We start from the raw sequence: 24,957 nt of genomic DNA, 5'->3' as shown, positions 1-24,957 counted from the left end.
TAATTCTTATTTCAAGCAGATTTACTTTATGGGAGTTCCTTGCCAGATTCAGAAAGCAATTCAATCACGCCTGATCCATAAACTCCCAATTCCCAGTAATGACGGTTAATACAACCCGATGGACAATCGCCCCAGCCGTAGCTATATATCAACTGAATGAAATCAGGATTAAAATAAACGATCTCAATATGAGGTCCATCGCCAATGCAATTGGCAGCTTGTGCTTTCGTGATAAATTTAAATTTTCTCAGTTCTCTGGCTAAGGATTCCTGATTGATACCAGTATTGGTATGAACCAGATATTGTGTTTCTCTGATAGAATCCAACTGCAAATCATATTCGTCTATTAACAAATCCAAACTTAAATTATCCGAGAAACCATAAGTTTTCCAAGAGGTAAAATTCTCACTCGTTGTATCTATTGTGATACGAGCTTTGTGCAGCTGCTCAGGACATAAGGCATGTACATCGTATTTTCTAATATCCGAAGAAGCAATCGAAACAGAATCGAGATAAACGGTTTGAAGTGCTGCTAGAATTGGTGCAAAGTGGTATTCTTTAAATTCTATTTCAGATAACTCTTCCATTTCCTGATTGGTATAAAAATCCATACAAATCAATTTAGCATCATTCAATAAGATTTCAAAAATAGAATCTGATACTCGGGAATCTTGAATTATTTCTGTAGGGAAATTAGCCGCATTGTCACTGTCACATGCATACAAAAGGTATACTCCGAATAGCAATATAGACAGCACGCGGTTTTTCATAGGATTAAAAATTAGGTGACTGGTTAGGTCATAAAATCTTGATGCTGGGTTGATATTGAATAAATAACCCGACATTATTTAATCAACGAAACATCTTTCATTTTGTTGTTTCAAGTTACAATCTTCTGATGAGTAAGTAAAGAGCAAGTTTTAAAATGTTTAAAAAAAAATAAAATTGAACTTGACGAACAGTTCAAATTTATTGGTGTAAAGATTTGTTAAAAGAAAACATTTCTTCTCTTAATCGAGTAGAATATTTTACATTTGACAATCTTAAAAATCAACAGCCGTGAATATATATAGACCTTTAAAAAATATTTTAGCTTTAATTGTTGTTTCGGGTGCAGTTTACCTTACTGCCCAGTTATTTAATTACTCAACCGTAACCGACCGAGACAAAGATCCTGAAAATAGCGAATACATGAGTCGCTATAATGTGTATGCACTAAAAACACCAGATAAATTAACCTTTGGCGATGAAATTGTTCCGATGAACAGGTGGGATGTAAAGGAATCGCTTGATAGGGAATTATTGGTGAATACCTATTGGCAGTCGCAAACTTTGTTGTTCTTAAAACGAGCGAATCGATATTTTCCAATTATCGAACCCATTTTAAAAAAGCAGGGGGTTCCTGAGGATTTTAAATATTTGGCTTTAATCGAAAGTGGGTTTGTGCCTACAATTAAATCGCCAGCAGGGGCTGTTGGGGTTTGGCAGTTTATGAGTGGAACGGCCAAAGACTATGGTTTGGAAGTGTCATCAGAAGTTGATGAACGATATAATATCGAAAAAGCAACTGTTGCGGCTTGTAAATACCTTAAAGATTCATACAAAAAATATGGAAGTTGGACCTTGGTAGCTGCATCGTACAATGCTGGAAGAAGGTTTGTTGATAAGCAATTAAAATTACAAGATGCAGGTGAATACTATGATTTGCTTTTGGGCGAAGAAACAGGACGATATGTGTTCAGAATTTTGGCCATTAAGATGATTATGGAGAATCCTTCGGCATATGGTTTTAAATATCGTGAGTCAGATTTGTATCCGGAAATTCCAACCCGAAAAATAAAAATTAAAACTCCGGTAAAGAATTTTGCTGTGTTTGCTAAGGAAAATGGAGTAAATTATAAGGTTTTAAAATATTTTAATCCATGGCTACGAAGAGCATACCTTACAAATAAATACAAAAAAGAGTACGAAATTACGCTTCCTGCCAAAGGATATATTAATTTTGCATTTTCTGATTATAAAAACCCTGATGGTTCAGTGTCAGAGAAATAGATTGTTGGATTTGCAAAAGGAGATTTAGATTTGAGTTCCAAAAAGAATAAAGAAGTAAACGGTGTAGAACAGCTCGAAACTGGCAGTGTTGATGTGTTTGGGGCACGAGTTCACAACCTTAAAAATATTGATGTAAGTATTCCTCGTAACCAACTTTCGGTGATTACCGGATTGAGTGGTAGTGGAAAATCTTCATTGGCATTCGATACAATTTATGCTGAAGGTCAGCGTAGGTATATCGAAACATTTTCTGCTTACGCCAGACAATTCCTTGGCGGAATGGAACGTCCCGATGTGGATAAGATTACAGGTTTAAGTCCGGTAATTTCTATTGAGCAGAAAACTACCAACAAAAACCCACGCTCTACAGTAGGAACCATTACCGAATTGTATGATTTTCTTCGCCTGTTGTATGCAAGAGCTGGTGTAGCCTATTCGTATGAAACAGGCGAGAAGATGGTGAAGTATACCGATGAGCAAATCATCAATTTAATTCACGAAAAATTTAGCGAGAAGAGAATTTACATTCTTGCACCCATTGTAAAAGGGCGTAAAGGCCATTACAAAGAACTGTTCGAGCAAATTCGAAGAAAAGGATTCTTGTATGCCAGGGTGGATGGTGAAATTGTTGAATTGTTGCATGGTTTTAAGGTCGATCGTTATAAAAATCACGATATAGAAATACTAGTTGATAAACTGGTTGTTGAAGAAGTTGGAGATAAGCGCCTAAAAGAATCTGTGCAAACAGCTATGAAACATGGTAAGGGGATTACGATGATTCTGGATAAGGATACCGATGAGGTAAAATATTACAGTCGTTTGTTGATGTGTCCATCTACCGGGATATCATATAATACTCCAGCACCACATAGTTTTTCTTTCAACTCTCCTCATGGAGCTTGCCCAAAATGTAAGGGTCTTGGACGTGTAAATGCAATTGATTTAGAGAAAATAATTCCAGATCAGACCTTAAGCATTCGTGAAGGTGGCATTGTGCCTTTGGGTAAATACAAGAATAGTTTGATTTTTTGGCAGATGGAGGCCATTGGGCGAAAGTATGGTTTTGATATGAATACCCCAATTGAAGAAATTCCTGAGGAAGCTCTAAGTATAATTCTGGATGGCTCCAGCGAAACATTCAAACTTGAAAATACTCCATTGGGCACATCGTCAAATTACTTTTTAAGTTTTGATGGTGTGATAAAGTATATCACAAACCAGGAAAGCAATGGAACTTCAAAGAAAGCCAAGAAATGGGCTGAACAGTTTGTGAAAACAGATGCTTGTTCTGCTTGTGATGGAAAGCGATTGAAGAAAGAAGCATTGCACTTTAGAATTCATGATAAAAATATTGCTGAACTAGCCGAAATGGATCTTGGTTTATTGGGTGAGTGGTTTCAGGATTTGGAACAGCACTTAAGCGATAAACAAAAAAAGATTGCCATTGAAGTTTTAAAAGAAATAAGATCTCGTTTGGGATTTCTTTTAGATGTAGGATTGGAATATCTTTCTCTAAATAGAAGTTCGGTAACGCTTTCTGGTGGCGAATCACAACGAATTCGTTTGGCAACGCAAATTGGTTCTCAGTTGGTTAATGTATTGTACATTTTAGATGAGCCAAGTATCGGTCTGCATCAACGTGATAATGAAAGATTGATTCAATCCTTACAGCAATTAAGAGATTCTGGAAATTCGGTAATTGTTGTTGAGCACGATAAGGACATGATAAAATCTGCCGATTATGTGGTGGACATGGGACCTTTTGCAGGAAAGCATGGAGGTGAAATTGTTGTTGCGGGTAATCCTGATGATATTGAAAAGGGAGATAGTTTAACAGCTCAATACTTGAATGGCGATAGAAAAATTGAAGTGCCAACAGAGCGAAGAAAAGGAAAAGGGAAGAGTGTTGACTTAAGAGGTTGTACCGGTAATAACCTAAAGAATGTTGATGTAAGTTTTCCGCTAGGAAAGTTCATTTGTGTAACTGGAGTTTCGGGAAGTGGAAAGTCGAGTTTGATTAATGGTACTTTGCAGCCTATTTTGTCGCAGCATTTTTACCGATCAGTTAAAGATCCTCTTCCTTACGAAGATTTGGATGGAATTAAGAATATCGATAAGGTAGTGGAAGTAAACCAAGCTCCATTGGGCAAAACTCCTCGTTCGAATCCGGCTACCTACACCAATGTTTTTGGTGATATTAGAAAGTTGTATGAGAAATTGCCTGAATCGCAAATTAGAGGTTACAAAGCGGGTAGATTTTCTTTCAATGTAAAAGGAGGAAGGTGTGAAACTTGCCAGGGAGCTGGAGTTCGTTCCATTGAAATGAATTTCTTGCCAGATGTGTATGTGCATTGCGATGAGTGTAATGGCAAGCGATACAATCGAGAAACTCTTGAGGTACGTTACAAAGGAAAATCAATTGGCGATGTGCTTGATATGACCATTAATCAGGCTGTAGATTTCTTTGAAAATATACCTGCAATTCTAATTAAATTGAAAGTTTTGCAGGATGTCGGCTTAGGATACGTAACGCTTGGGCAGCCATCAACAACTTTGTCGGGTGGTGAATCTCAACGTGTAAAACTGGCAACGGAATTGGCCAAAAGAGATACCGGAAAAACCATGTATATTCTGGATGAGCCAACAACAGGTCTTCACTTTGAGGATATCAGGGTGTTGTTGGACGTTTTAAATAGATTGGTTGATAAAGGCAATACCGTAATTGTGATTGAGCACAATATGGATGTAATCAAAGTTGCCGATCATGTTATTGATATCGGAAAAGAAAGTGGCCGAAATGGGGGTGAGATACTGTTCGAAGGAACGCCGGAAGAATTGGCCGAATGTAAGGAATCATTTACGGCTAGATTTCTAAAAGAAGAACTACAATAAAATATATCAAATCCCCGCAAGGGGATTTTTTTTTACCCTAATTTCTCAGGATTAAGAAAATTTAAGATTTCCGAAGAAGACTGATATAGCATAATTATTATCTTTATACAACTGTCCTTAATGTATAGGATGGCCATTAAATCTACAGCTCATGGGGAAATTAATAGATATTTACTTTGAAGATCTTGATGAAAAAAGATCTTATGCCGTTGGAACCGATCTACAAACCATTTTATCAGACATTGATATAAAATTGAATGGGCCTGTATTGGGTGCAATGGTAAATAATAAGGTGAAAGAACTTACCTACGAAATATATAAACCTAAAAATATTCGTTTTGTTGATCTTACACATCCTGCGGGAAGAAGAATGTATATTCGATCTTTGTGTTTTGTTTTATATAAAGCAGTAAGGGATTTGTATCCTGGAACAGGTTTTAGGATGGAACATTCTGTGTCGAATGGTTTGTATTGTAGGTTGACAGATAAAAATATCGTATTGACTCCTACAGATATAGATAAGATAAAGAGCAGAATGGAAGAGATCATTGCTGCCGATATGCCATTTATACGTGAGGAAATCGAAACGGAAAAAGCGATTGAGATTTTTGAAAATCAAGGCCTGAAAGAGAAAACCGGATTACTACGAACAAGAGGAAATTTGTATACCTCAGTGTATCATTTGTGTGATTGTGCTGACTATTTCTATGGATTTCTTGCGCCTTCTACAGGGGTATTAAAAGTTTTTGATTTGCAACATTTTTATCGTGGAATGCTTTTGATGAGTCCTAAAAGAGATGAACCATCGGTTATTGAAGAGAGAATTGAGCAAGAGAAAATGCTGAAAGTATTTAGTGAGTTTAAGCGATGGGGAAAAGTGTTGAATATTTCGAATGTTGGTGATTTGAATAAATATGTGGCTGAGGATAATATTTCTGAAATGATAAAAATTTCTGAGGCTTTACATGAAAAGAAGATTTCTCAGATTGCTGATAAAATTAGAAAGCATAGAAAAAGAATTAAGTTGATTTTGATATCCGGGCCATCATCATCGGGGAAAACTACATTTGGAAAACGATTGGCAATACAATTGAAAGTTGCTGGCTTAAGTCCTGTGAATCTTTCGATGGATAATTATTTTGTGAACAGAGAAATTACACCAAGGGATGAGAATGGTGATTATGATTTTGAGGTTCTTGAAGCTTTAGATGTTCAGTTGTTCAATCAAAACTTGGTTGACTTGATGGAAGGAAAAGAGGTTGAATTGCCAAAATTTTCATTTGAGACAGGACAAAGGTATTACGATGGAGAGAAGTTAAAAATTAATGATAAGCAAGTGTTGGTGGTCGAGGGGATTCATGCCTTGAATCCTGAGCTCACTCCATTAATTGCTGATGAGTCAAAGTTCAGAATATACATTTCAGCCCTTACCTCCATTTCTATTGATGGTCATAATAGAATTCCTTCAACAGATAATCGATTAATAAGGCGAATAGTGCGCGATTACAAGTATCGTAATTATAGCGCATCGGATACCATTAGCAGGTGGCTAAGTGTTCGAAGAGGTGAATTGAGAAACATTTTTCCTCATCAGGAAGAGGCAGATGTAATGTTCAATTCGGCATTGCCTTATGAATTGGGAGTTTTAAAAAGATTTGCTGAGCCAATTTTAAAAGAAGTGCAACCAAATCAACCTGAATATTCAGAAGCAAACCGACTTCTGAAGTTCTTTAGTTACTTTTTACCAATTTCAGAGGAGGAGATTCCACCAACATCTTTAATGAGAGAGTTTTTAGGAGGAAGTACTTTCGACTATTAGATTGTTAATAACTTTTTTACCTGTTTATATCAGTTCTATTTTTGCTGTTAATATCCTATTCGGCAAAAATAGGATTTTTTAGTTTTTAACAACTGTAAGTCAATAAAATTAAGGAGTACAGAGTTTATTAACAAATTGTCAACAATGTTGATAACTTGTTAGTTTCGTGTTGATAAACTAATATGAATAGGAAAGCCCGAATCTTGAGAAACGGGCTGCAAATATAGAAGAAAATATCTGTGATTTGCGAGTTATGAGAGAGAAATTTTTGAGAAAAAATCGAAAAAATAGCTAACTATCTCTTCATCATGCGGTCTATCTCTCTTTTGTGATCTTTTTGCTTTAAGCTTTCGCGTTTGTCGTAGTGTTTCTTACCCCTGCATAGTGCAATTTCCATCTTTGCAAAACCTCTTTCGTTAATGAAAAGGCGAACTGGAACTATGGTAAGGCCCGACTCTTTTGTTTTTCTATCTAGCTTATTTAATTCTTTTCGGTTAAGAAGTAGTTTTCTTTCTCTTTTTTCTTCGTGATTGTAGTAGGAGCCAAACTTGTATTCCGAAATGTGCATTCCTACTACATACAATTCGTTGCGTGTGAAATAGCAATAAGAATCAACCAAGCTGGCTTTTCCAGCGCGAATTGATTTGATTTCGGTTCCAAAAAGTTGAATTCCGGCTACAAATTTCTCAATGAATTCGTATTCGAAGCTGGCTCTTTTATTTCTGATGTTAATATTCTGCATCGTTATATCTTAAATTCCTTGCAAATTTAGTATTTAAATTGTTAATGGAAGCCTGAATAGAATTGAAAACATTCTTTCAAATATCAAAGGAAGAACAAGAATCAATAGACTTGCCATAACAGTAAATCCAGGACGCTTATTATTGGCGATTGGTAAAATTGAAGTTGTTCCCAGCCACAATATTCTAATGAAGTATAGTTCCAACAATAGACATATCTGGTTTAAGAATGAAAATGGGGTAAATAGTTGAGCTAATCCGTGAAAAATGCAGAATATCGAAGCACTGTAAATTACGAGTTTAAAAATCGCACTTTCATTGATTTGAAGCTGGAAATTTGGTGCAAGTAAAATAATCAGTTTAGCTGCGCAGTATAATCCTAAATTAAGTGCTAAAAAATCAACAAATAATTTTGATCCAGCAATTAAAATATCCTTCGTATGAATGTAGGTGCCTCCTGCGGCAATAATTGCGCATAAAGTAATTACAGGAAAGGAGAAGTTTCGAAATAACTCTTTAGTTGTTGAGTTTTCCGGAGCAATTCTTTCCCATTCTTTTTTGGGGGTAAGTAGCAGATTACGTGTTCGAAAGAGCGAATTTAAAACACCTTTTGAATTGTATTCCATTTTTGAATCTTCTTGTTTGATACTGTCAAAATTAAACAAGTTTTTAAAAAAGTGAAGAAGTTATGATTTTTTAGAATTGATTTATACTACAATTTAAAAACCTAAAAGGTTAGCTGTACCTATAAATAGCGCACCCAACACTGCATAAATGGAAAGTAGACCGATTAGAATAAATGTAAAATAACCAGATCTTCTTCTGTCGGGAACATTTAAAATTGGGGTAATTCCTTTGTATAATATATAGAAGCTATATAATCCGAAAATCGTTAGGTAGTTAATGATAGGGAACAGGAATGCAATAGAATTAAAAATGAAGCCTGGAGTATAGGAAAATGCAACCAAAATAAATGCTCTTTCGAATCTTTCCTTTTTTGTAGGAAGAACAGCAAATGGTCTAACTACTATGGAAGAGATGTAGATGGATGCAATTGATAGAACAAATGTAGTTATGGAAGAAAACAAAAACATATCAATATGATTGGTTGAATTATTATCAAAAAGAACAAAGCCTATAAAGTTACATGCAGACATGATTAAGGCTAAAGGAACAATCAATATAAACAGGAGTTTGGAGCTTTTGATATTTACATGATCTAGAATTGAAATCCATTCCTTTTCGGGAGAAATTAGCAATCGAAAAGTGTGTTTGTAGGTTGCAAGAATTGTCATATTGATTGTCTGGTTAGTGAAATCAAAAAACTTAAAGTAATTTTGTTGCCGAATTCTAAATTTTCGACCTATTTAAGATAGGCATTATCCTGAGAATGAAACGTCCATTATTGAATAATTATTTAATTTATGGTGAGTTTTGTGTGATAACTAAAAGAAAATTTAAACACATGAAAAATCGGATTGTTATTTCGATTAAAATTTAATGAAGATGCGTTACAATTTATTGGTAGTATTAGGTGCGACTGCAACGGGCAAGACAAGTTTGGCGGTTAATTTGGCTAAAGATTTCAATGGTGAAATTATTAGTGCTGATTCTCGTCAGATTTATCGTGGTATGGATTTGGGTACAGGAAAGGATATTGAGGAGTATGTTGTGGATGGAGTTGAAATACCATATCATTTAATTGATATCGCCGATGCAGGATACAAATACAATGTGTTTGAATTTCAACAAGATTTCGTTAAAGCATTTGAGGATATTTCGTCCAGGAAAAGACTGCCGGTTGTATGTGGTGGTACAGGAATGTACCTTGAAGCAGTTCTGAAAGGTTATAAATTAATAGCAGTTCCTAAAGATCAATATTTTAGAGATGAGTTGGAAAGTAAATCGCTTGAAGAGCTTGAGGTAATACTTCGTTCATATAAAGACTTGCACAATACCAGCGATTTAGAAACAAAGAAAAGAGCAATCAGAGCCATTGAAATTGAAAGATACTATGCTGCAAACCCTCAAATTGACATGGAATATCCAGAAATGAATCCATTGTTGATTGGAATAAAATTCGACAGAGAAAGCAGACGCGATAGAATTAGCCTAAGATTAAAAGAGCGTCTAAAATCAGGAATGGTGGAAGAGGTTGAAGGTTTGTTAAAATCTGGTGTGTCTGCAGAAGATTTAATTTATTATGGCTTGGAGTATAGGTTTCTTACCGAGTATGTAACAGGGCAAATTACATACGATGAAATGTTCTCGGGATTAGAAATAGCAATTCACCAATTTGCCAAGCGCCAGATGACTTGGTTCCGAAAAATGGAACGAAGTGGCAGCAACATTCATTGGTTAGATGGTTACATGCCACTTGATGAAAAAATTGCCAAGGTAAAAGAATTGTTTAATGCTTAAGCAAGATATTCAACAACCTTATCATACGAAATGCGGGTAATGCCAAGTTCATCCCATTTTTCAAAAGGAAGTGGGATGTTCGGAAGTTCTTTGATGGCATCCTCAATTACATAAACTTTAAGTCCTCTTTCTGCAAGTCCAACAGCTGCGCAATCAACGCACACATTTGTGGTAACGCCATATACAAAAACAGTTTTTGGATTAATCACTTTTAGTAGATTTTCAGTATTTGGGTTGCCTTCAAATACATCAAATGCATCTTTTCGGATAATGATGTTTCTTTCAAGAGTAGCTTCTCTCAATTCTTTTTCGTTGTATATTTTGTTCCAAAGAATTTTTGGACTGTTTTTATCGGGCTTGGTTTCGGAAATGTACTCGGCACCTAATGAGTTTGCCATGCAATGTTCAGGAAAAGTATTTGCAAAATCAGGATTTGAAGATAGTTCGGCAGAATTGCTATAATGATAATCTGCGGTGTTAATTACCTGAATGTTATTGAATTCAGCCAATTTTGTAATTGCCGCAAGAGTAGGTTGAATTTCTTCTGCATTTTGAGCATAAAGTTTTCCATTCTTACTCATAAAGTCGATTTGAGTATCGACATTCCAAAACAAGATATCTTTTGTAAACATATTTGTAAGTCTTTCTTTTTTATAAAAATACAACCGATTCGATCCTATTCAAAATTGATAGGATTAATTAATCTAAAGATATCGGAAAATTAAGGCTTTTTGTCATGGATTTTGCAGTCGATAACGAATATATTTTAATGTGGTGACGAACTTTTCTAATTTAAATTTTGAAAATCGATATGAATACAATAAATGAACAACATAAGAACCATATCCCGTAGTCGGATAATTTATCATATACTTTTTTGGGTGGTTGCGGCTGTGTTTTGGTTGCTAACCATGTTTGTTGCCAGTAATTTTAAAAACATACTAAAGATTGAGCCAGTGTTGATGACTTTGGTTTTTAATCTTTGTTTTGCGGCAGCTGTATATGTTAATCTTTTGATTTTAATTCCATTTTTATTCAAAAGGCAGCGCTTTTTTCTCTACGTTGTATCAGTATTTGCAGTGATATCTGTTGCAGCTTTTGTAATCGATTTTTTGCTGGTATATCCTTTAAATAGCTTTGTTCAAGGAGAACAGTATTTCGAGGAGTTGACCTTTGTGGTTTGGGTAAACTTTGCAATTTTCACATTAATTTATGTTGGGATTACTTCAGTTTTATCAATGACACGTGAGTTAATTGTTCTGCAAAAAGTTACTGCTAATTTTCAGGATATTGAAAGAGAGAAATTGGAGGCGGAATTGAAAGCTCTTAAGGCTCAAATAAATCCACATTTTTTGTTTAATACCCTTAATAACCTATATTCACTTACTTTAGATAAATCAGATAAAGCACCAAATTTGGTACTAAAATTGTCTGATATGATGAGGTATATTTTATACGAATGTAATGATAGGTATGTATTTGTAGATAAAGAGTTGGATTTTATTAAAAACTACCTGGATCTGCAAAAAATTAGGTTAGACGATACCATTCCTGTAAAGATAAATGTAAAGGGAAGTGCTTCTCAAAATAAAATTGCGCCTTTGTTGTTCGAACCATTAATTGAAAATGCATTCAAGCATGGATCATATGGCAAGAATAATAATGGATTTGTAAATATTCTATTTAACTTTGAAGAGAAGGATAAAATGGAATTGTCAATTGAAAATCGATTTGATAACAAATGGCAAGATGAGGAGCGAAAAGCAAAAGGGATTGGAATAAAGAATGTTACTCGTAGATTAGAATTATTGTATCCGGATAAACATGATTTGAATATTTCGAAACAAGAAGACTTGTTTAAAGTGAACTTACAAATTGATTTATCGGAGCAAAATGCTTAGAGTTACATTTAAAACTCTGACAAAAAACAAAACGCATGAAGTTGAAGTGTTTAATTATAGATGATGAGCCATTGGCACAAAGAGTACTGGAAAAGTATGTTTCAGAACTCTCGAGTCTGGAGTTAAAAGGCAAGTGTAGCGATGCCATTGAAGCTATGGAGGTTCTTCAGCAAGAATCGGTGGATCTGATTTTTTTAGATATTAATATGCCAAGATTGAGTGGAATAAACTTTTTAAAGTCCTATAAAAATCCACCAATGGTTATTATTACCACGGCATATACCGAATATGCATTGGAAAGCTATGAGCTGAATGTGCTGGATTATTTGAAAAAACCATTCTCGTTTGAGCGTTTTTTACAAGCAGTACAGAAGGCGGAAGAAAAGGTGAAAGCCCTTGCTGAACCTCAGGAAACCACCAAGGATGAATTGGAGTATATTTTTGTAAAGGCAAATAAAAAAACAATTAATATCAATCTGGATTCCATTCAATATGTTGAAGCTTTGGGTGATTACGTTAAGATCTTTACCAATGATGGGCATGTTGTTACTTATCAATCTTTGAAAGGGATTGAAAGATTATTGCCTTCAGCCAAATTTTATCGGATTCACAAGTCATATATCGTGGCTTTGGCAAAAATAAAATCGATAGAGGGAAATATGGTGCATATGGATAAAGGTACCATACCAATAGGAAATAATTACAAGCAGGGATTCTTCCAAAGGATTCATCCCGTGTAATTTTTATAATCAAGTCTGTTTGAGTAAGTAAAAGAGTCGATTTTCAGTATCGACTCTTTTTTTGCTGTAAAAAAGAGACTGAATCAGGGAAGAACGCAATTTTTAGGTGTATGAACTAAAAAAGAAGTCAAATATAATGCTCAATTATGCTAGGAATTAGCTGCTATTTGTTAAATTTAGGCTTTGATAAATTGAATCCGATCAATATTAAATTTAAAAGACTATGAACAGACGTGCTATTTCTCGTTATACCTTTATTCTTTTTGCTTTGGCTATAAGTGTTGTGGCTTGTAAACCAGTTGATAAGAAGAAAAGCGGAGAACAAACAGTAAAACCATTATTGAAGAAAGCTATTGAAAGTGAAGTTAAAGATGTAGTTTATCCCTTGCCAACTACTTTCGAGTTGACTTCTATGTTGAATCGTATTGGAGCTGACTATATTTTAGGTTTATCAAATTCTACAGATAACGCTGATAAATATTTCACAGAAAAAGCAAGAGCTCTTAACCTTGGTGTTTACAGTGCTGATTTAAGTTATGCAAGTACTTACAATCGCAAGCAGGAAACAATGTTGTTCCTTAAGGCATCTAAAACATTAATCGATAATCTTGAGATTACAAGTGCATACAACAAAACTTTGGTTGATGATGTAGAAAAAAATCTTGATGATAAAGATCAGTTGGTAAAAGTAATTACTAACTCTTTCTATGATACTTATGAGTTTTTAAACAAAAATGGAAAAGCGAACCTATCTCTATTGGTTGTAAGTGGTAGCTTTATAGAGGGATTGTACATTGCAACTCACATCTCAGAAAATACTTATGCAAACCCTGAAATTGTAAAAGTAATTTTCGATCAAAAAGCTTCTTTAGAGAAATTATTAAAGGTGCTTGAGCCAGAGAAGAAAGATCCTAATGTTGCAGCTTTGATTTCTGAATTCACAGGCTTAAAGGCTAGCTATGACAAAGTTGTGGAAGGAAAAATGACTGAAACACAATTGAATGAAATTATTGCTAGCGTTGCAAAATTAAGAAACAGTATCGTGGAGTAATCATATTCCATTAAAGATATTAGAACTGCCTTCCAATTTGGGAGGCAGTTTTTTTGTGTCAATTAAGAAGAAATTGCAATCTTTTGTAAAGAAATAAATTGTAATTTTAAAAGCAGTGCAGATCTGCCAAAAAACCATAATTCATATTTATACATGGGGGAATCGATACTAAATGCTCTAATGTACCTGTTTGCAATTGTTGCTAATACAAAACAAGAAGGAGTTTCTGGTAAAGGAAGAATTATTGTAGAAAGCTTTTTAAGTCGTTATGTGAATTCTGATATTCAGGATGAATACTTGCGATTGTTTGAGAATTATTCGGAGTTTTATCGCCGGGAAATGGAGTATCAGGCAATTACTCATGCTCGTCAGGCGGATATTCTATCATTAACCGAGGCTTCTAAAGTTTGCAATAAGGTAAAAGCGGAATTGATACAGGAAGAAAGGTTAATTGTATTGCTGCGCTTGATGGAATTCGTTTACGAAGATAAAATGGTTAGCGAAGGTGAGTTTGAGTTTATTAGTATTGTTGCCGAAAATTTTAAGATTCCACGTTCTGAGTTTATCAATTGCCTGGCATTTGTTTGGGGCGATACGGTAGATGATTTTGATAAACGCAAGTTCTTAATAATAGATAATAAGGTTACCGAATGGTCGGATAACTTGTCTTGGTTTATGAAAAAGGAAGCCAAGAAAAGTGAAAACGAAACCAAGCACATGTACTGTGAAAATTTGTATGGACGAATTATCGTAATGTACATCGAAAGTGTAAATTTGTTGGTGTTTAAATATGAAGGAGAGTTAAATCTTTACCTTGAAGGTAACAAGATTATCTCTGAAAAAACTTACCAATTGGGGAATGGTTCCATTATTAAGGGCCCCAATATCAAGTCAATTTATTTTTCTGAAATTGCTGCCAAATTTCTTGAAGAAGAAACACAAGAAAAAATCATTTTCTCGGCAAAGGATATCGAATTTAAATTTAGAAATTCAAACAACGGAATACAGAAATTTAATTTATCAGAAGAAAGCGGACAGCTGATTGGTATAATGGGAGGTAGTGGTGTTGGAAAATCAACTTTACTGAATGTTTTAAACGGAAATCTTACGCTTAATAATGGTGAAATTAGAATTAACGATTTTGACATTCACCGAAACAAGCTTGCCATTCAAGGTTTAATTGGTTTTGTACCACAGGACGATTTGTTGATTGAAGAGCTTACCGTTTTTCAAAATCTCTACTATAACGCCAAACTTTGTTTTAAAGATTTTAGTGAGATTCAGATTCTGAAAACTGTTTTAAAAATGCTTCAGGATTTGGCATTGTATGAAGCGAGAGACTTGAAAGTAGGAAATCCACTAAACAAATTCATAAGTGGAGGACAACGTAAACGCCTGAATATTGGTTTGGAGTTAATGCGCGAACCAGCTATTCTTTTGGTTGATGAGCCAACATCAGGACTTTCGTCTACCGATTCGGAAATGGTAATGAAACTGTTAAAACAACAGACCTTAAAAGGGAAGTTGGTTATTGCCAACATTCATCAACCATCCTCGGATATCTTTAAAATGTTCGATAAGCTTTGGATTTTGGATAAAGGTGGTTACCCAATTTATACTGGTAATCCAATTGATGCTATTGTTTATTTTAAGACACAGAATTCGCAGGTAAATGCATCGGAAAGTGAGTGTGTAACCTGTGGGAATGTAAATCCTGATCAGATATTACAAATTGTAGAGACCAAGTTGATTGATGATCAAGGAAAACCAACGCGCGATAGAAGGGTCTCCCCTGAGAAATGGTACGAGAAATACCTGGATAATATTGAGTCAAATCACCAGCCATTGAGGGCAGAAAAAAAGCTACCGCAAAGTGATTTTAAGATTCCTGGCAAGGTGAAACAATTCTCCATTTTCTGGATCAGAAATGTTTTGTCGAAACTTACCAATAAGCAATACCTGATCATCAACTTGTTTGAAGCACCATTGCTTGCTGTTATTCTGGGTTATTTTACCAAATACACAGAGAATGGGGCCTATGTGTTTGGTGAGAACAAAAATTTCCCGGTTTTCTTATTTATGGCAGTTGTTGTTTCCATGTTCTTAGGACTTACAGTTAGTGCCGAAGAAATAATTAGGGACAAGAAAATATTGCAGCGAGAAAAGTTCCTGAATTTGTGCCGAATTAGTTATCTCACATCCAAAATCATGTTTTTGTTTGTATTATCGGCCATTCAGTCCATTTCTTTTGTTTTGCTGGGGAATTTCATACTGGAAATTGAAGGAATGACTTTTGCCTACTGGCTGGTGTTGTTTACCACAGCCTGTTTCTCTAACTTGGTAGGTTTAAATATCTCCGCAGGATTAAATTCTGTGATTACCATTTACATTTTGATACCATTAATCTTGGTACCTCAGCTTTTGCTTGGAGGTGCAATGATTAAGTTTGATGATCTTCATTATGGTGTTACCGATAAAGTATATGTGCCTATTGTGGGGAATATGATGACAACCCGTTGGACCTACGAGGCGCTCGCGGTTACGCAGTTTAAGGATAATGAATTTGAAAAGCACTTTTTCGATCACGAAAAGGGAATAAGTGATGCTTCGTTTAATAATTCATTCTTGATTCCTAAACTGGAATCGATTCTTTTGGATTGTGAAAGGAGTGTGGAGTTCGAAAAGGATACAACAGAAACGCAAGCCCACTTTAAGATGCTTCGGGATGAGATTACACAATTGGCTGATAATGCAGGATTGGACGTTTTTCCTGAGGTTAACCAGTTAAACCTTAAAGATTTTAATTTGAATGTAGCTGAGCAAACCAAGAGCTTTTTAGATCAGGTTGAGCTATATTACATGGGAATGAGTAGTGAATCGGGCTATAAGAAAGATTTTGAGTATTCACGATTGGTTGATTCTTTGGGACGAGATGGAGTGTATGAGTTTAAACAAAACTATTATAATCAGGCTTTGGCCGATTTGGTTTTGAATAGAAACGAAGTGAACAAGATGATTGAGGTGGATTATCAATTGATTCAAAAGAAAGATCCGATATTCATGTCGCCAGATTCGAAGTTTGGTCGCTCACATTTCTACTCGCATGTAAAGAGAATAGGAAATTTCTATATTGATACCTACTGGTTTAATCTGGCTGTGGTTTGGTTGGGCACAGTACTACTGTTCTTCGCACTTTGGGCCGATGTGTTGCGCAAAATGATGAACTACTTCGAGAGCATTAAGTTGGTCCGCAGAGAGAAGAAAAGAAAATAGAATCAATTACGAATTAAGAAAACCAGACAGCGTTAGTATGACCTAACAGCGTTTGATAAAAAATAATTGTAGAGACGTAGCATTGCTACGTCTTTCTTTATTATATGGATCTTCGGTTCAAATAGTTCACCAACAACAAACTACTCGCAATCACCATCATCCCCATAATCGAAACGGTATCCGGATTTTCATCGGGTAATATCATCCAGCTCAGGAATGCACCAAATATTGGAATGATAAATTTCCAGGTGTTTAGGTTCGATACCTTTACATTTGGTCGCTGAAGTAACCCGAACCAAATGGTAATGGCAAAGGCCGATACCATAGCTAGCCAGCCAAGAGAGATCCAATATTCGCCAGGTAAATTAAAATTCCAAGATGGATTTTCGATAGGAAGGGAAGCCAACATCAATCCCATTCCTCCAATAATCATCGAGAAGGAAGCCAATACTCGTGGAGGCATACCTTTTGCATCGCGAGATACGATTACATTGCCCGTGCTTCCCACAATATTATTTAGAATCAGAATTCCCACGCCAAGTGGAATGGTGGTAGAAAAAACAAAGTCCGATCGTCCCAGGCTAATGATGCATACTCCTGTCATTCCAAGAAGAATGGCCCCAATTTTTTGCCAGCTCATTTTGTCGTTGCTCAACATCAGGTGTGCCATAATGGCTGCAAAAAGAGGTTGAGCCCCAATTAACATGGCTCCCAATGCGCCGGGAACGTAGCTAATTCCCATATAGAACAATCCGTAAAGAAAGGTGGTTTGCAAAAGTGCTACCCATAGCACGAACTTCCATCTTCTTTTCGATTCCAGTATCTTAAACTTTAAATCTTTAATAAAAGGGAGTATCAACAAGCCTGATATAAAGAAACGCAAGCCTGCAAACTGTAATGGAGTAGTGTATTTCAATCCAATTTTAATTGCGGTAAAGGGAGTTGCCCATAGCAGGCAGGCAAATATTGCCAATACTGTGGTTGATAGGAAGAATTTCTTCATAGGGATTAAAAATTTTCTGCAAACTTAGGGATTTTTCGGTTAGTATCATCCTAAGTAATTAAAATGAAAAATCCCTACCAAAGCTGGCAGGGATTTAATATTTAAATAGCTTTCGCTTATTTCTTTAACCACTTGTCTAACCAACTAGCGAATTCGCGCTGCCATAAAATTCCATTTTGGCATCCCAATACCCAGTGATTTTCTTCAGGGAAGTAAAGATACTTTGCAGGAATACCTCTTAGGCGAGCTGCATTAAATGCTTGCATGCCTTGCGAAGCAACAATACGGTAGTCTTTTTCGCCATGAATCACCATGATTGGCGTATCCCACTTGTCAACAAATTTGTGAGGAGAGTTGGCGTAAGAACGCTGAGCAATCTTGTTCTTTTTGTCCCAGTATGCACCACCAAGATCCCAGTTTACAAACCACATCTCTTCAGTTTCCAGGTACTGAGCTTCCAGGTTAAACATTCCGTCGTGTGCAATAAATGCCTTAAAGCGCTTGTTGTGGTGACCAGCCATCCAGAAAGTTGAGAATCCACCATACGATGCACCAACGCAAGCCAAACGGTCTTCATCAACATACTTTTCAGCTTTTACATTATCGATCGCCGATAGGTAATCCTTCATATTCTGTCCACCGTAATCACCAGAAATTTGCTCGTTCCATTCCTGTCCAAAACCTGGTAAACCTCTACGGTTTGGCGCAACAATCACATAACCATTGGCCGACATCATTTGGAAGTTCCAACGGTAGCTCCAGAACTGAGAAACTGTTCCTTGAGGACCACCTTGGCAATAAAGAACTGCAGGATATTTTTTGTTCTCGTCGAAATGTGGAGGTTTGATTACCCATACCAACATTTGCTTGTTATCGGTAGTTTTTACCCAACGTTTTTCAACAGTAGCAAGTGTTAACTGATCAAGGATGTGCTTGTTTACGAACGAGATTTCTTTCGCCTCACCAGTTTTGGCATCAACATTATAAATTTCTGCAGGTTTGCTCATTGATACGCGCTTTGCAATCAATTTGTCACCTACAGGATGAACCGATTGGTAGTTGTGAACCCCTTCGGTAATCTTGTGAATCTTACCATCAGCAATGTCCATGCGGTAGATTTCGTCAGTTGCATGCCAGTCTGAAATAAAATAGATCGACTTGCTATCCTTGGTCCATGTTAGGTGACCCACATTTTGGTCGAAACCTTTGGTCATGTATTTTTTCTCGCCAGTTTTTAAATCCATTAAGAACAAACGAACCTGATCAGCTTCGTAACCATCACGCTCCATGCTTTCCCATGCCATGTATTTTCCGTCAGGCGAGAAGGTAAGGTTGTTGTCGTAACCCATCATGCCTTTGGTCATGTTCTTGGTTTCGCCTGATTCTACATTGTAGAAATAGATATTTGTATTGGTTGAAAGAGCGTATTCCACACCGTATTTCTTGCGAGAAGAATAAGCGATGTTCTTGCCATCAACAGTCCAGTTTACTTGTTCTATGCCACCCCATGGGCGTACAGGAGCTTCCCATTGTTCACCTTCCATAATATCTTTACCGTCTTTTAACATGCTTGCGCGATTAAAATCGGCAACGAAAAGGTGAGTGTAAGTTTCTACCCAATGGTCCCAGTGGCGATAAAACTCGTCAGTAATTACTCTACCGTTTGTTTTTTTCAAATCAGGATGCTTGTCGTGTACATCTTCTCTTAGCTTTACTTCTTTCGAGTAAACAATTTTCGACTCATCTGGTGAGAATTTGAAATCGTTGATTCCTCCTTCAATATCAGTCAACTGCTTGCGACCTGTTCCGTCGGCATTCATTTCCCATGCCTGAACCGACCCGCTTTCAGCAGAAAGGAAAGCAATTTTGCCATCTTTGGTCCAACGCTCGCCCCACTCTTTACCTGCAGTGTTTGTAATCTGAACAGCATCGCCACCAGCTACAGGAACTGTATAAAGGTCGCGGTACGATTTGTCTTCTTCTTTGTTGAAGTAAGTTACTCCGTAAAGAACTGTTTTTTCGTCAGGCGAGATACTTTCTCCACCCAATCGTCCGAAAGACCATAAAACCTCCGGAGTCATAACGTCTGAAGCCAGCTTGGTTTCAGGAGTTTTGTAGGATGAATCCTTTTTTGATTCTTCAGCTTTTTGCTCACAAGAAGTTAATCCTGCTACAAAAGCCAATCCTAACAAAAAGTACTTGTTTGTCATGATTGTAGATATTTGTTGTTTGTATTATTTTCAGCACCGTAAATGTAAGGAAGAATGAACAATTACGAATTAATTAGATGCAGATTTTTATGATTTAATGTTTAAAAGTATGTTTAGAATTTGAGGTTGCATACTATATTTTAACCATCGTAGTATGCCAAGGTAATTGGTAAAAGATAAAATATGATTTGGGCAGTGGTGTGCGAATGGCATAATCAAATCTTATCGTTTTTTTATATTGTTCTTCTCATTGTTATTTATATGTGTAGCTCAATAATCCTGCGTTTCTCCAGCCAGATCATATTTTATCATTATTCTCCAAAGATAGCAAACCAAAATGGTGAAATAAGAATCACTTGCCTCAATTTCCTGGTACACATTTGAACTTTAAATCATAAAAATCTGCGTCTCCCTTCTTGCGTCTATAAAAAAAAGACCCCCGCATTGCGAGAGCCTTTCTTTATATAATAGGTATCAGAATTTATTCTGCCGGATTGTTGATGGCATCAATAATCTTGTTTTCTAATTCTTCAGCCAACTCTGGATTGTCGTTGATTAGGTTTTTAACTGCTTCACGACCTTGACCCAATTTGGTGTCACCATATGAGAACCAAGAGCCAGACTTTTTGATGATGTTGTAATTAACACCCAAATCGATGATTTCACCAGTTTTAGAAATACCTTCTCCGTACATGATATCGAATTCAGCTTTACGGAATGGAGGTGCAACTTTGTTTTTGATAACTTTAACACGTGTGTGGTTACCATTTACTTCATCGCCATCCTTAATCTGCCCAATTCTACGAATATCCAAACGAACCGATGCATAGAATTTCAATGCGTTACCACCTGTTGTTGTTTCAGGATTACCGAACATTACGCCAATCTTCTCACGCAACTGGTTGATGAAGATACAAGTAGTATTAGTCTTGTTGATGTTTGCAGTTAATTTACGCAATGCTTGTGACATTAAACGAGCCTGAAGACCCATTTTTGAATCACCCATTTCACCTTCAATCTCTGCTTTTGGAGTCAATGCAGCAACCGAGTCGACAACAACTAGATCAATAGCTGATGAACGGATCAATTGGTCTGCAATTTCTAAAGCTTGCTCACCATTATCTGGCTGAGAGATCAAAAGGTTTTCTGTGTCTACACCTAGTTTTTCAGCATAAAATCGATCGAAAGCATGCTCCGCATCGATGATGGCACAAATACCACCAGCCTTTTGAGCTTCAGCAATTGCATGGATTGCCAAAGTGGTCTTACCTGAAGATTCAGGACCATATATTTCAATAATTCTACCTTTTGGGTATCCACCAACTCCTAATGCCATATTCAATGACAAAGAACCCGATGAAATTGCAGGTATATCTTCAATGGCTTCATCGCCCATTTTCATGATAGCACCTTTTCCATAGGTCTTGTCTATTTTTTCCATGGTTAGCTGAAGGGCTTTCAGCTTTTCCTTATTAATTTCTGCAACGTCTTTGCTCATAATATGTGTTTTTTAATATTTTCTATTTTAAAGCTTCAAATCTCAGGCTTCAAGCTATTGTAGGTTCATTTCAGAAAGAATCTGATTGGTGTGGTCTTTGGTCTTTACTTTCTTAAATATTTTCTCGATTACACCATCTTCTGAAATCACAAAAGTAGTTCTAATTACTCCCATGTATTCTCTTCCATATAATTTTTTCATTCCCCAGGCACCATAAGCTTCCAGAATTTCTTTTTCTGTATCAGCAATTAAATTGAATGCCAAATTGTGTTTTGCAATGAACTTTTGATGCGATGCAATTTTGTCGGGGCTAACACCAACAACTTCGAAGCCTAAATTTGTAAGGGCATCGTAATTTTCATTCAAATTACACGATTCAGCAGTACATCCAGGTGTGTTATCTTTAGGGTAGAAGTAAAGAATTAGTTTTTTGCCTTTGAAATCAGCTAAGCTTAATTCTTTTTCATCTTGGTTTAATCCCTTGAAATCGGGGGCTTTATCTCCTTCTTTTAAATGTGTCATTTTTCAGAAATTTGAATTACAAATATACCTTAATCCGAATATCCGAACGAATTAATTCGACTAAAGTTATCAACCCATGAAGTTAAAAAAAAAGTGTCTGAAATGGATTAAATCGAGGATCTTTTTTTAAAGAGTATACTCTGATATTTTGTTAATTCAATCTTTCTCTGGCTATTTCGTACTTACACTTTATATATTATCTTTGTTATAAATATTTACTATATTAATATTTTATAATTGTAAGCCTTGTTATAGGGGGAGTTTAAGAGATGAAAATATGGACAGGCTTTAGATAAAATAATTAATATTTCGGATTGTCTTTTAGCAAGAAATTAATTCTATGAACAAAACTATGAGATTACGCAGCACGTTGCTTTTAATCGCTCTGTTTATTGCCCAAATATCATTTGCCCAAAGCTTTAGTGGAGGAAAAACCGAACAGCAAATAGAAGAAGAAGCATTTACTTTTTTCGATGAGGAGAACTACAAAAATGCGATGCCTTTGTATCAAGAACTTATGAATGTATATCCTCAGGATCCGGAATACAATTATTATCTTGGAGTTTGCCAGGTGGAATTGAATGAAAATATTCCAGAAGCAATTAAGCATCTGAAAATAGCCTCAACCAAGAATGTAAATGTGTCAGTTGCTTATTATTTGGGGCGTGCTTTCCATATGAATTATCAATTTAATTCAGCAATTCGTTACTACAGAAAGTTTCAGGAATATTACAAAAGGAAATCAACAGGGATTGATCAATTGATTGTGATGTGTCAGAATGGTTTGCCTTTGGTGAACTCTTATTACGTGATTGATGTTCGAGATAAAAAAGTAGTAGATAAGCAAGAGTTTTTTCGCTACTATAAAATTGAAGGTTTCGATGATCGATTGTCAAAGAAAACAAAGAGTATTAAATCAAGATATGATGGAACAGGAGATGTGGATGTAGCATGTTTGGCAAATAAAGGTCGATACATATATTTCTCCAGCTATGGAAAAAACAAGAAAAACGGAAGGGATTTGTATCGCGCCAAGCGTTTAAAAAATGGAGGTTGGGGCGAATGGGAAGCACTAAGTGCTTTGAATACAGGTTTAGATGAAATTTACCCTTATATGGCAGGTGATGGCAGAACATTATATTTCTGTTCTCAAGGTCATACAAGTATGGGTGGATTTGATATTTTTAAATCGGTATACAATGAAATAACTGATACCTGGACAGAACCAGAAAATTTGGGATTCCCTATCAATTCCACTTCTAATGATTTCTTTTTTGCAACGGATGTAAACGATGAGTTTGCTTGCTTTGCTTCGAGCCGTGAGAATGGCAAAACGGATGTGACGATCTATAAAATTAAGATGTCGGAATATCCAGAACAAAAAGTGGTTATGAATGCCGAATCACTTCCTGAATTGGCTGTGCTAAAAAAAGGAGGAAATGTTATGCCAGAAAAACCTGCAGTTGAAATGGCTTCCTCTGAAATAAAGTATACAACAAAATTTACCAGCGCTAATTTGCCTTACTTCAACTTTCAAATTAGTGAAGAATTAAGCTACCATTACTTAACGGAGTTTAAATCGAATGAGGCAAAGAATATTTTCATGCAATCGAAAAATGATAAATTTAATTCGGATAGCCTTTATAGTGTAACAGAAAACTTGAGAACAAAGTTGGCAGATGCTAATGAAGCTACAAAAGCAGTATTGAGCAAACAGATTTCGAACTTGGAAGAAAAATCGTACGAGTTGGGAAATCAAGCCAAGCAAAAAATGATGCAGGCAAGATCTATCGAATCTGATTATTTGAACAAGCATATTGTTGGAACCATAGAAACGGATGTTGTTGCACAATCGGACAAAAAAGAACATTTGGTAATGACTTCGGAGAAACTTCCTGAAAAACCAAAGAATGTGATTGCAGGCTATGTTTATCATTTGCAAGTAGGAGTATTTTCAAGCAGAAGAGATCCTAAGTTTTTTGAAGGTTTAAATCCGGTTAAGGAAGAATTGGCTGGTAATGGCAAACTGTATAAATATATGGTTGGAAATTACCCAACATTTGCTTCTGCAAAAACAGCTATTCCTGAAATCAGACAGTTGTTTCCTAATGCATTTGTAGTTGCATATAAGGATGGTAAGAAAGCAAATCTTACACAGGCAATAAAAATAACCGATCAAAATTACCAACCTACTGTAGTGGCAAAATCAACACGAAAACCAATTGAAAAACCTAAGACAGTAAAAACAAATGATGGAGAAGTTGTGTTCAAAGTTCAGGTGGGTGCTTTTTCGGAAGATGTTCCGAATGATGTGAAGGATAAACTTAGAGCATTTTCGAAATATAAGATTGAATATGCCAATGATTACAGAGGATATACAATTTGCACGGTTGGAAGCTTTGATTCTTATAGCAAAGTGAGTAAATTGAAAATGGAACTTAGAGAAGCTGGATTAAGCGATGCATTTACTGTGGCTTATTCCGGAAGCGATAAGATTACCATTCAGCAAGCATTGGAAATTCTTCGACAATAAAAATTTGACAATATGAGTAATTACGATGAAGGATATTTAGGGGAGGAAAATGAGGTTTTGGATGATATCATTAATCGTAACACTTTGCTTTTGCATAACGATGATTATCACACCTTTGATTTTGTTGTAGATGCACTTGTCGATATCTGCAAACATAATCCGGAACAGGCAGAACAGTGTGCATATATTACGCATTATAAAGGCAAGTGTGATGTGAAAAATGGAAAAATGAGTGTTATCAGACCAATGAGAGAGGGCTTGGCGAAGAAGGGATTAAAGGTCACAATTGTATAATTTTAGAT

Annotated in this window: 19 protein-coding genes; 10 read left to right on the top strand and 9 right to left on the bottom strand. The window is 35.9% G+C overall.

Annotated elements, in window-relative coordinates; translation table 11 throughout:
- Positions 1-26: 26 nt before the first annotated feature.
- Positions 27-770 (bottom strand): hypothetical protein, encoded by a 744-nt coding sequence (locus M0051_RS12260; protein ID WP_306741814.1) that lies wholly within the window; start codon positions 768-770, stop codon positions 27-29.
- Positions 771-1,059: 289 nt separating this feature from the next.
- Between M0051_RS12260 and M0051_RS12255 the strand changes: the two genes are divergently transcribed.
- The 3 genes from M0051_RS12255 to M0051_RS12245 all read left to right on the top strand — a co-directional run bounded on the left by M0051_RS12255 (position 1,060) and on the right by M0051_RS12245 (position 6,763).
- Positions 1,060-2,052, top strand: coding sequence for a lytic transglycosylase domain-containing protein (locus M0051_RS12255; protein WP_306741813.1), 993 nt, complete (start codon positions 1,060-1,062; stop codon positions 2,050-2,052).
- Between the two features lie 30 nt (positions 2,053-2,082).
- Entirely contained in the window at positions 2,083-4,944 is a 2,862-nt protein-coding gene (gene uvrA / locus M0051_RS12250) for an excinuclease ABC subunit UvrA (RefSeq protein WP_306741812.1), read from the top strand.
- Positions 4,945-5,095: 151 nt separating this feature from the next.
- Positions 5,096-6,763, top strand: a complete 1,668-nt coding sequence (locus M0051_RS12245; RefSeq protein WP_306741811.1) for a nucleoside kinase — start codon at positions 5,096-5,098, stop codon at positions 6,761-6,763.
- A gap of 295 nt (positions 6,764-7,058) precedes the next feature.
- Here M0051_RS12245 and smpB read toward each other — a convergent pair whose 3' ends face one another.
- The 3 genes from smpB to M0051_RS12230 all read right to left on the bottom strand — a co-directional run bounded on the left by smpB (position 7,059) and on the right by M0051_RS12230 (position 8,798).
- The gene (gene smpB / locus M0051_RS12240; RefSeq protein WP_110363129.1) at positions 7,059-7,505 is read right to left on the bottom strand and encodes an SsrA-binding protein; all 447 of its coding nucleotides are present in this window, start codon (positions 7,503-7,505) and stop codon (positions 7,059-7,061) included.
- Positions 7,506-7,538: 33 nt separating this feature from the next.
- Entirely contained in the window at positions 7,539-8,129 is a 591-nt protein-coding gene (locus tag M0051_RS12235; RefSeq protein WP_306741810.1) for a hypothetical protein, read from the bottom strand.
- Positions 8,130-8,222: 93 nt separating this feature from the next.
- Positions 8,223-8,798: a Yip1 family protein gene (locus M0051_RS12230; RefSeq protein WP_306741809.1), complete on the bottom strand. Its 576-nt coding sequence runs from the start codon at positions 8,796-8,798 to the stop codon at positions 8,223-8,225.
- A gap of 211 nt (positions 8,799-9,009) precedes the next feature.
- Here M0051_RS12230 and miaA point away from each other — a divergent pair, with 211 nt between their 5' ends.
- The gene (gene miaA, locus M0051_RS12225; RefSeq protein WP_306741808.1) at positions 9,010-9,924 is read left to right on the top strand and encodes a tRNA (adenosine(37)-N6)-dimethylallyltransferase MiaA; all 915 of its coding nucleotides are present in this window, start codon (positions 9,010-9,012) and stop codon (positions 9,922-9,924) included.
- On the opposite strand, the gene M0051_RS12220 is transcribed toward miaA, so the two are convergent.
- Positions 9,921-10,556: a cysteine hydrolase family protein gene (locus M0051_RS12220; protein ID WP_306741807.1), complete on the bottom strand. Its 636-nt coding sequence runs from the start codon at positions 10,554-10,556 to the stop codon at positions 9,921-9,923. The two genes, miaA and M0051_RS12220, sit on opposite strands and share 4 nt — an antisense overlap.
- Before the next feature lie 192 nt (positions 10,557-10,748).
- On the opposite strand from M0051_RS12220, the gene M0051_RS12215 reads away from it, so the two are divergent.
- From M0051_RS12215 to M0051_RS12200, 4 genes are all read left to right on the top strand, one after another.
- Entirely contained in the window at positions 10,749-11,825 is a 1,077-nt protein-coding gene (locus M0051_RS12215) for a sensor histidine kinase (RefSeq protein WP_306741806.1), read from the top strand.
- Positions 11,826-11,860: 35 nt separating this feature from the next.
- Complete coding sequence (locus M0051_RS12210) at positions 11,861-12,565, top strand: LytTR family DNA-binding domain-containing protein (RefSeq protein WP_306741805.1); 705 nt, start codon at positions 11,861-11,863, stop codon at positions 12,563-12,565.
- A 223-nt stretch (positions 12,566-12,788) separates the two neighbouring features.
- Positions 12,789-13,616: a hypothetical protein gene (locus M0051_RS12205; RefSeq protein WP_306741804.1), complete on the top strand. Its 828-nt coding sequence runs from the start codon at positions 12,789-12,791 to the stop codon at positions 13,614-13,616.
- 153 nt (positions 13,617-13,769) lie between these two features.
- On the top strand, positions 13,770-16,889 hold the full coding sequence (locus M0051_RS12200) for an ATP-binding cassette domain-containing protein (RefSeq protein ID WP_306741803.1): 3,120 nt from the start codon (positions 13,770-13,772) through the stop codon (positions 16,887-16,889).
- 100 nt (positions 16,890-16,989) lie between these two features.
- On the opposite strand, the gene M0051_RS12195 is transcribed toward M0051_RS12200, so the two are convergent.
- From M0051_RS12195 to bcp, 4 genes are all read right to left on the bottom strand, one after another.
- Positions 16,990-17,892, bottom strand: a complete 903-nt coding sequence (locus M0051_RS12195; RefSeq protein WP_306741802.1) for a DMT family transporter — start codon at positions 17,890-17,892, stop codon at positions 16,990-16,992.
- A 116-nt stretch (positions 17,893-18,008) separates the two neighbouring features.
- Positions 18,009-20,102, bottom strand: a complete 2,094-nt coding sequence (locus M0051_RS12190) for a S9 family peptidase (RefSeq protein WP_306741801.1) — start codon at positions 20,100-20,102, stop codon at positions 18,009-18,011.
- Positions 20,103-20,583: 481 nt separating this feature from the next.
- Positions 20,584-21,600, bottom strand: a complete 1,017-nt coding sequence (recA, locus tag M0051_RS12185; protein ID WP_306741800.1) for a recombinase RecA — start codon at positions 21,598-21,600, stop codon at positions 20,584-20,586.
- A gap of 54 nt (positions 21,601-21,654) precedes the next feature.
- On the bottom strand, positions 21,655-22,122 hold the full coding sequence (bcp, locus tag M0051_RS12180) for a thioredoxin-dependent thiol peroxidase (protein WP_306741799.1): 468 nt from the start codon (positions 22,120-22,122) through the stop codon (positions 21,655-21,657).
- 352 nt (positions 22,123-22,474) lie between these two features.
- On the opposite strand from bcp, the gene M0051_RS12175 reads away from it, so the two are divergent.
- Both M0051_RS12175 and M0051_RS12170 read left to right on the top strand, forming a co-directional pair.
- A complete protein-coding gene (locus M0051_RS12175) occupies positions 22,475-24,655 on the top strand; it encodes a hypothetical protein (protein ID WP_306741798.1) in 2,181 nt (726 codons plus the stop codon).
- Positions 24,656-24,667: 12 nt separating this feature from the next.
- Positions 24,668-24,949 carry an ATP-dependent Clp protease adaptor ClpS gene (locus M0051_RS12170; protein ID WP_306741797.1) on the top strand — a complete coding sequence of 94 codons (282 nt, stop codon included), beginning with the start codon at positions 24,668-24,670 and terminating at the stop codon, positions 24,947-24,949.
- Positions 24,950-24,957 lie beyond the last annotated feature (8 nt).

The organism is Marinifilum sp. D714 (assembly GCF_030851345.1).
Classification (GTDB): domain Bacteria; phylum Bacteroidota; class Bacteroidia; order Bacteroidales; family Marinifilaceae; genus Marinifilum.
Note: the sequence above shows the minus strand (reverse complement) of the source record. Positions and strands in the feature narration are given on the sequence as shown.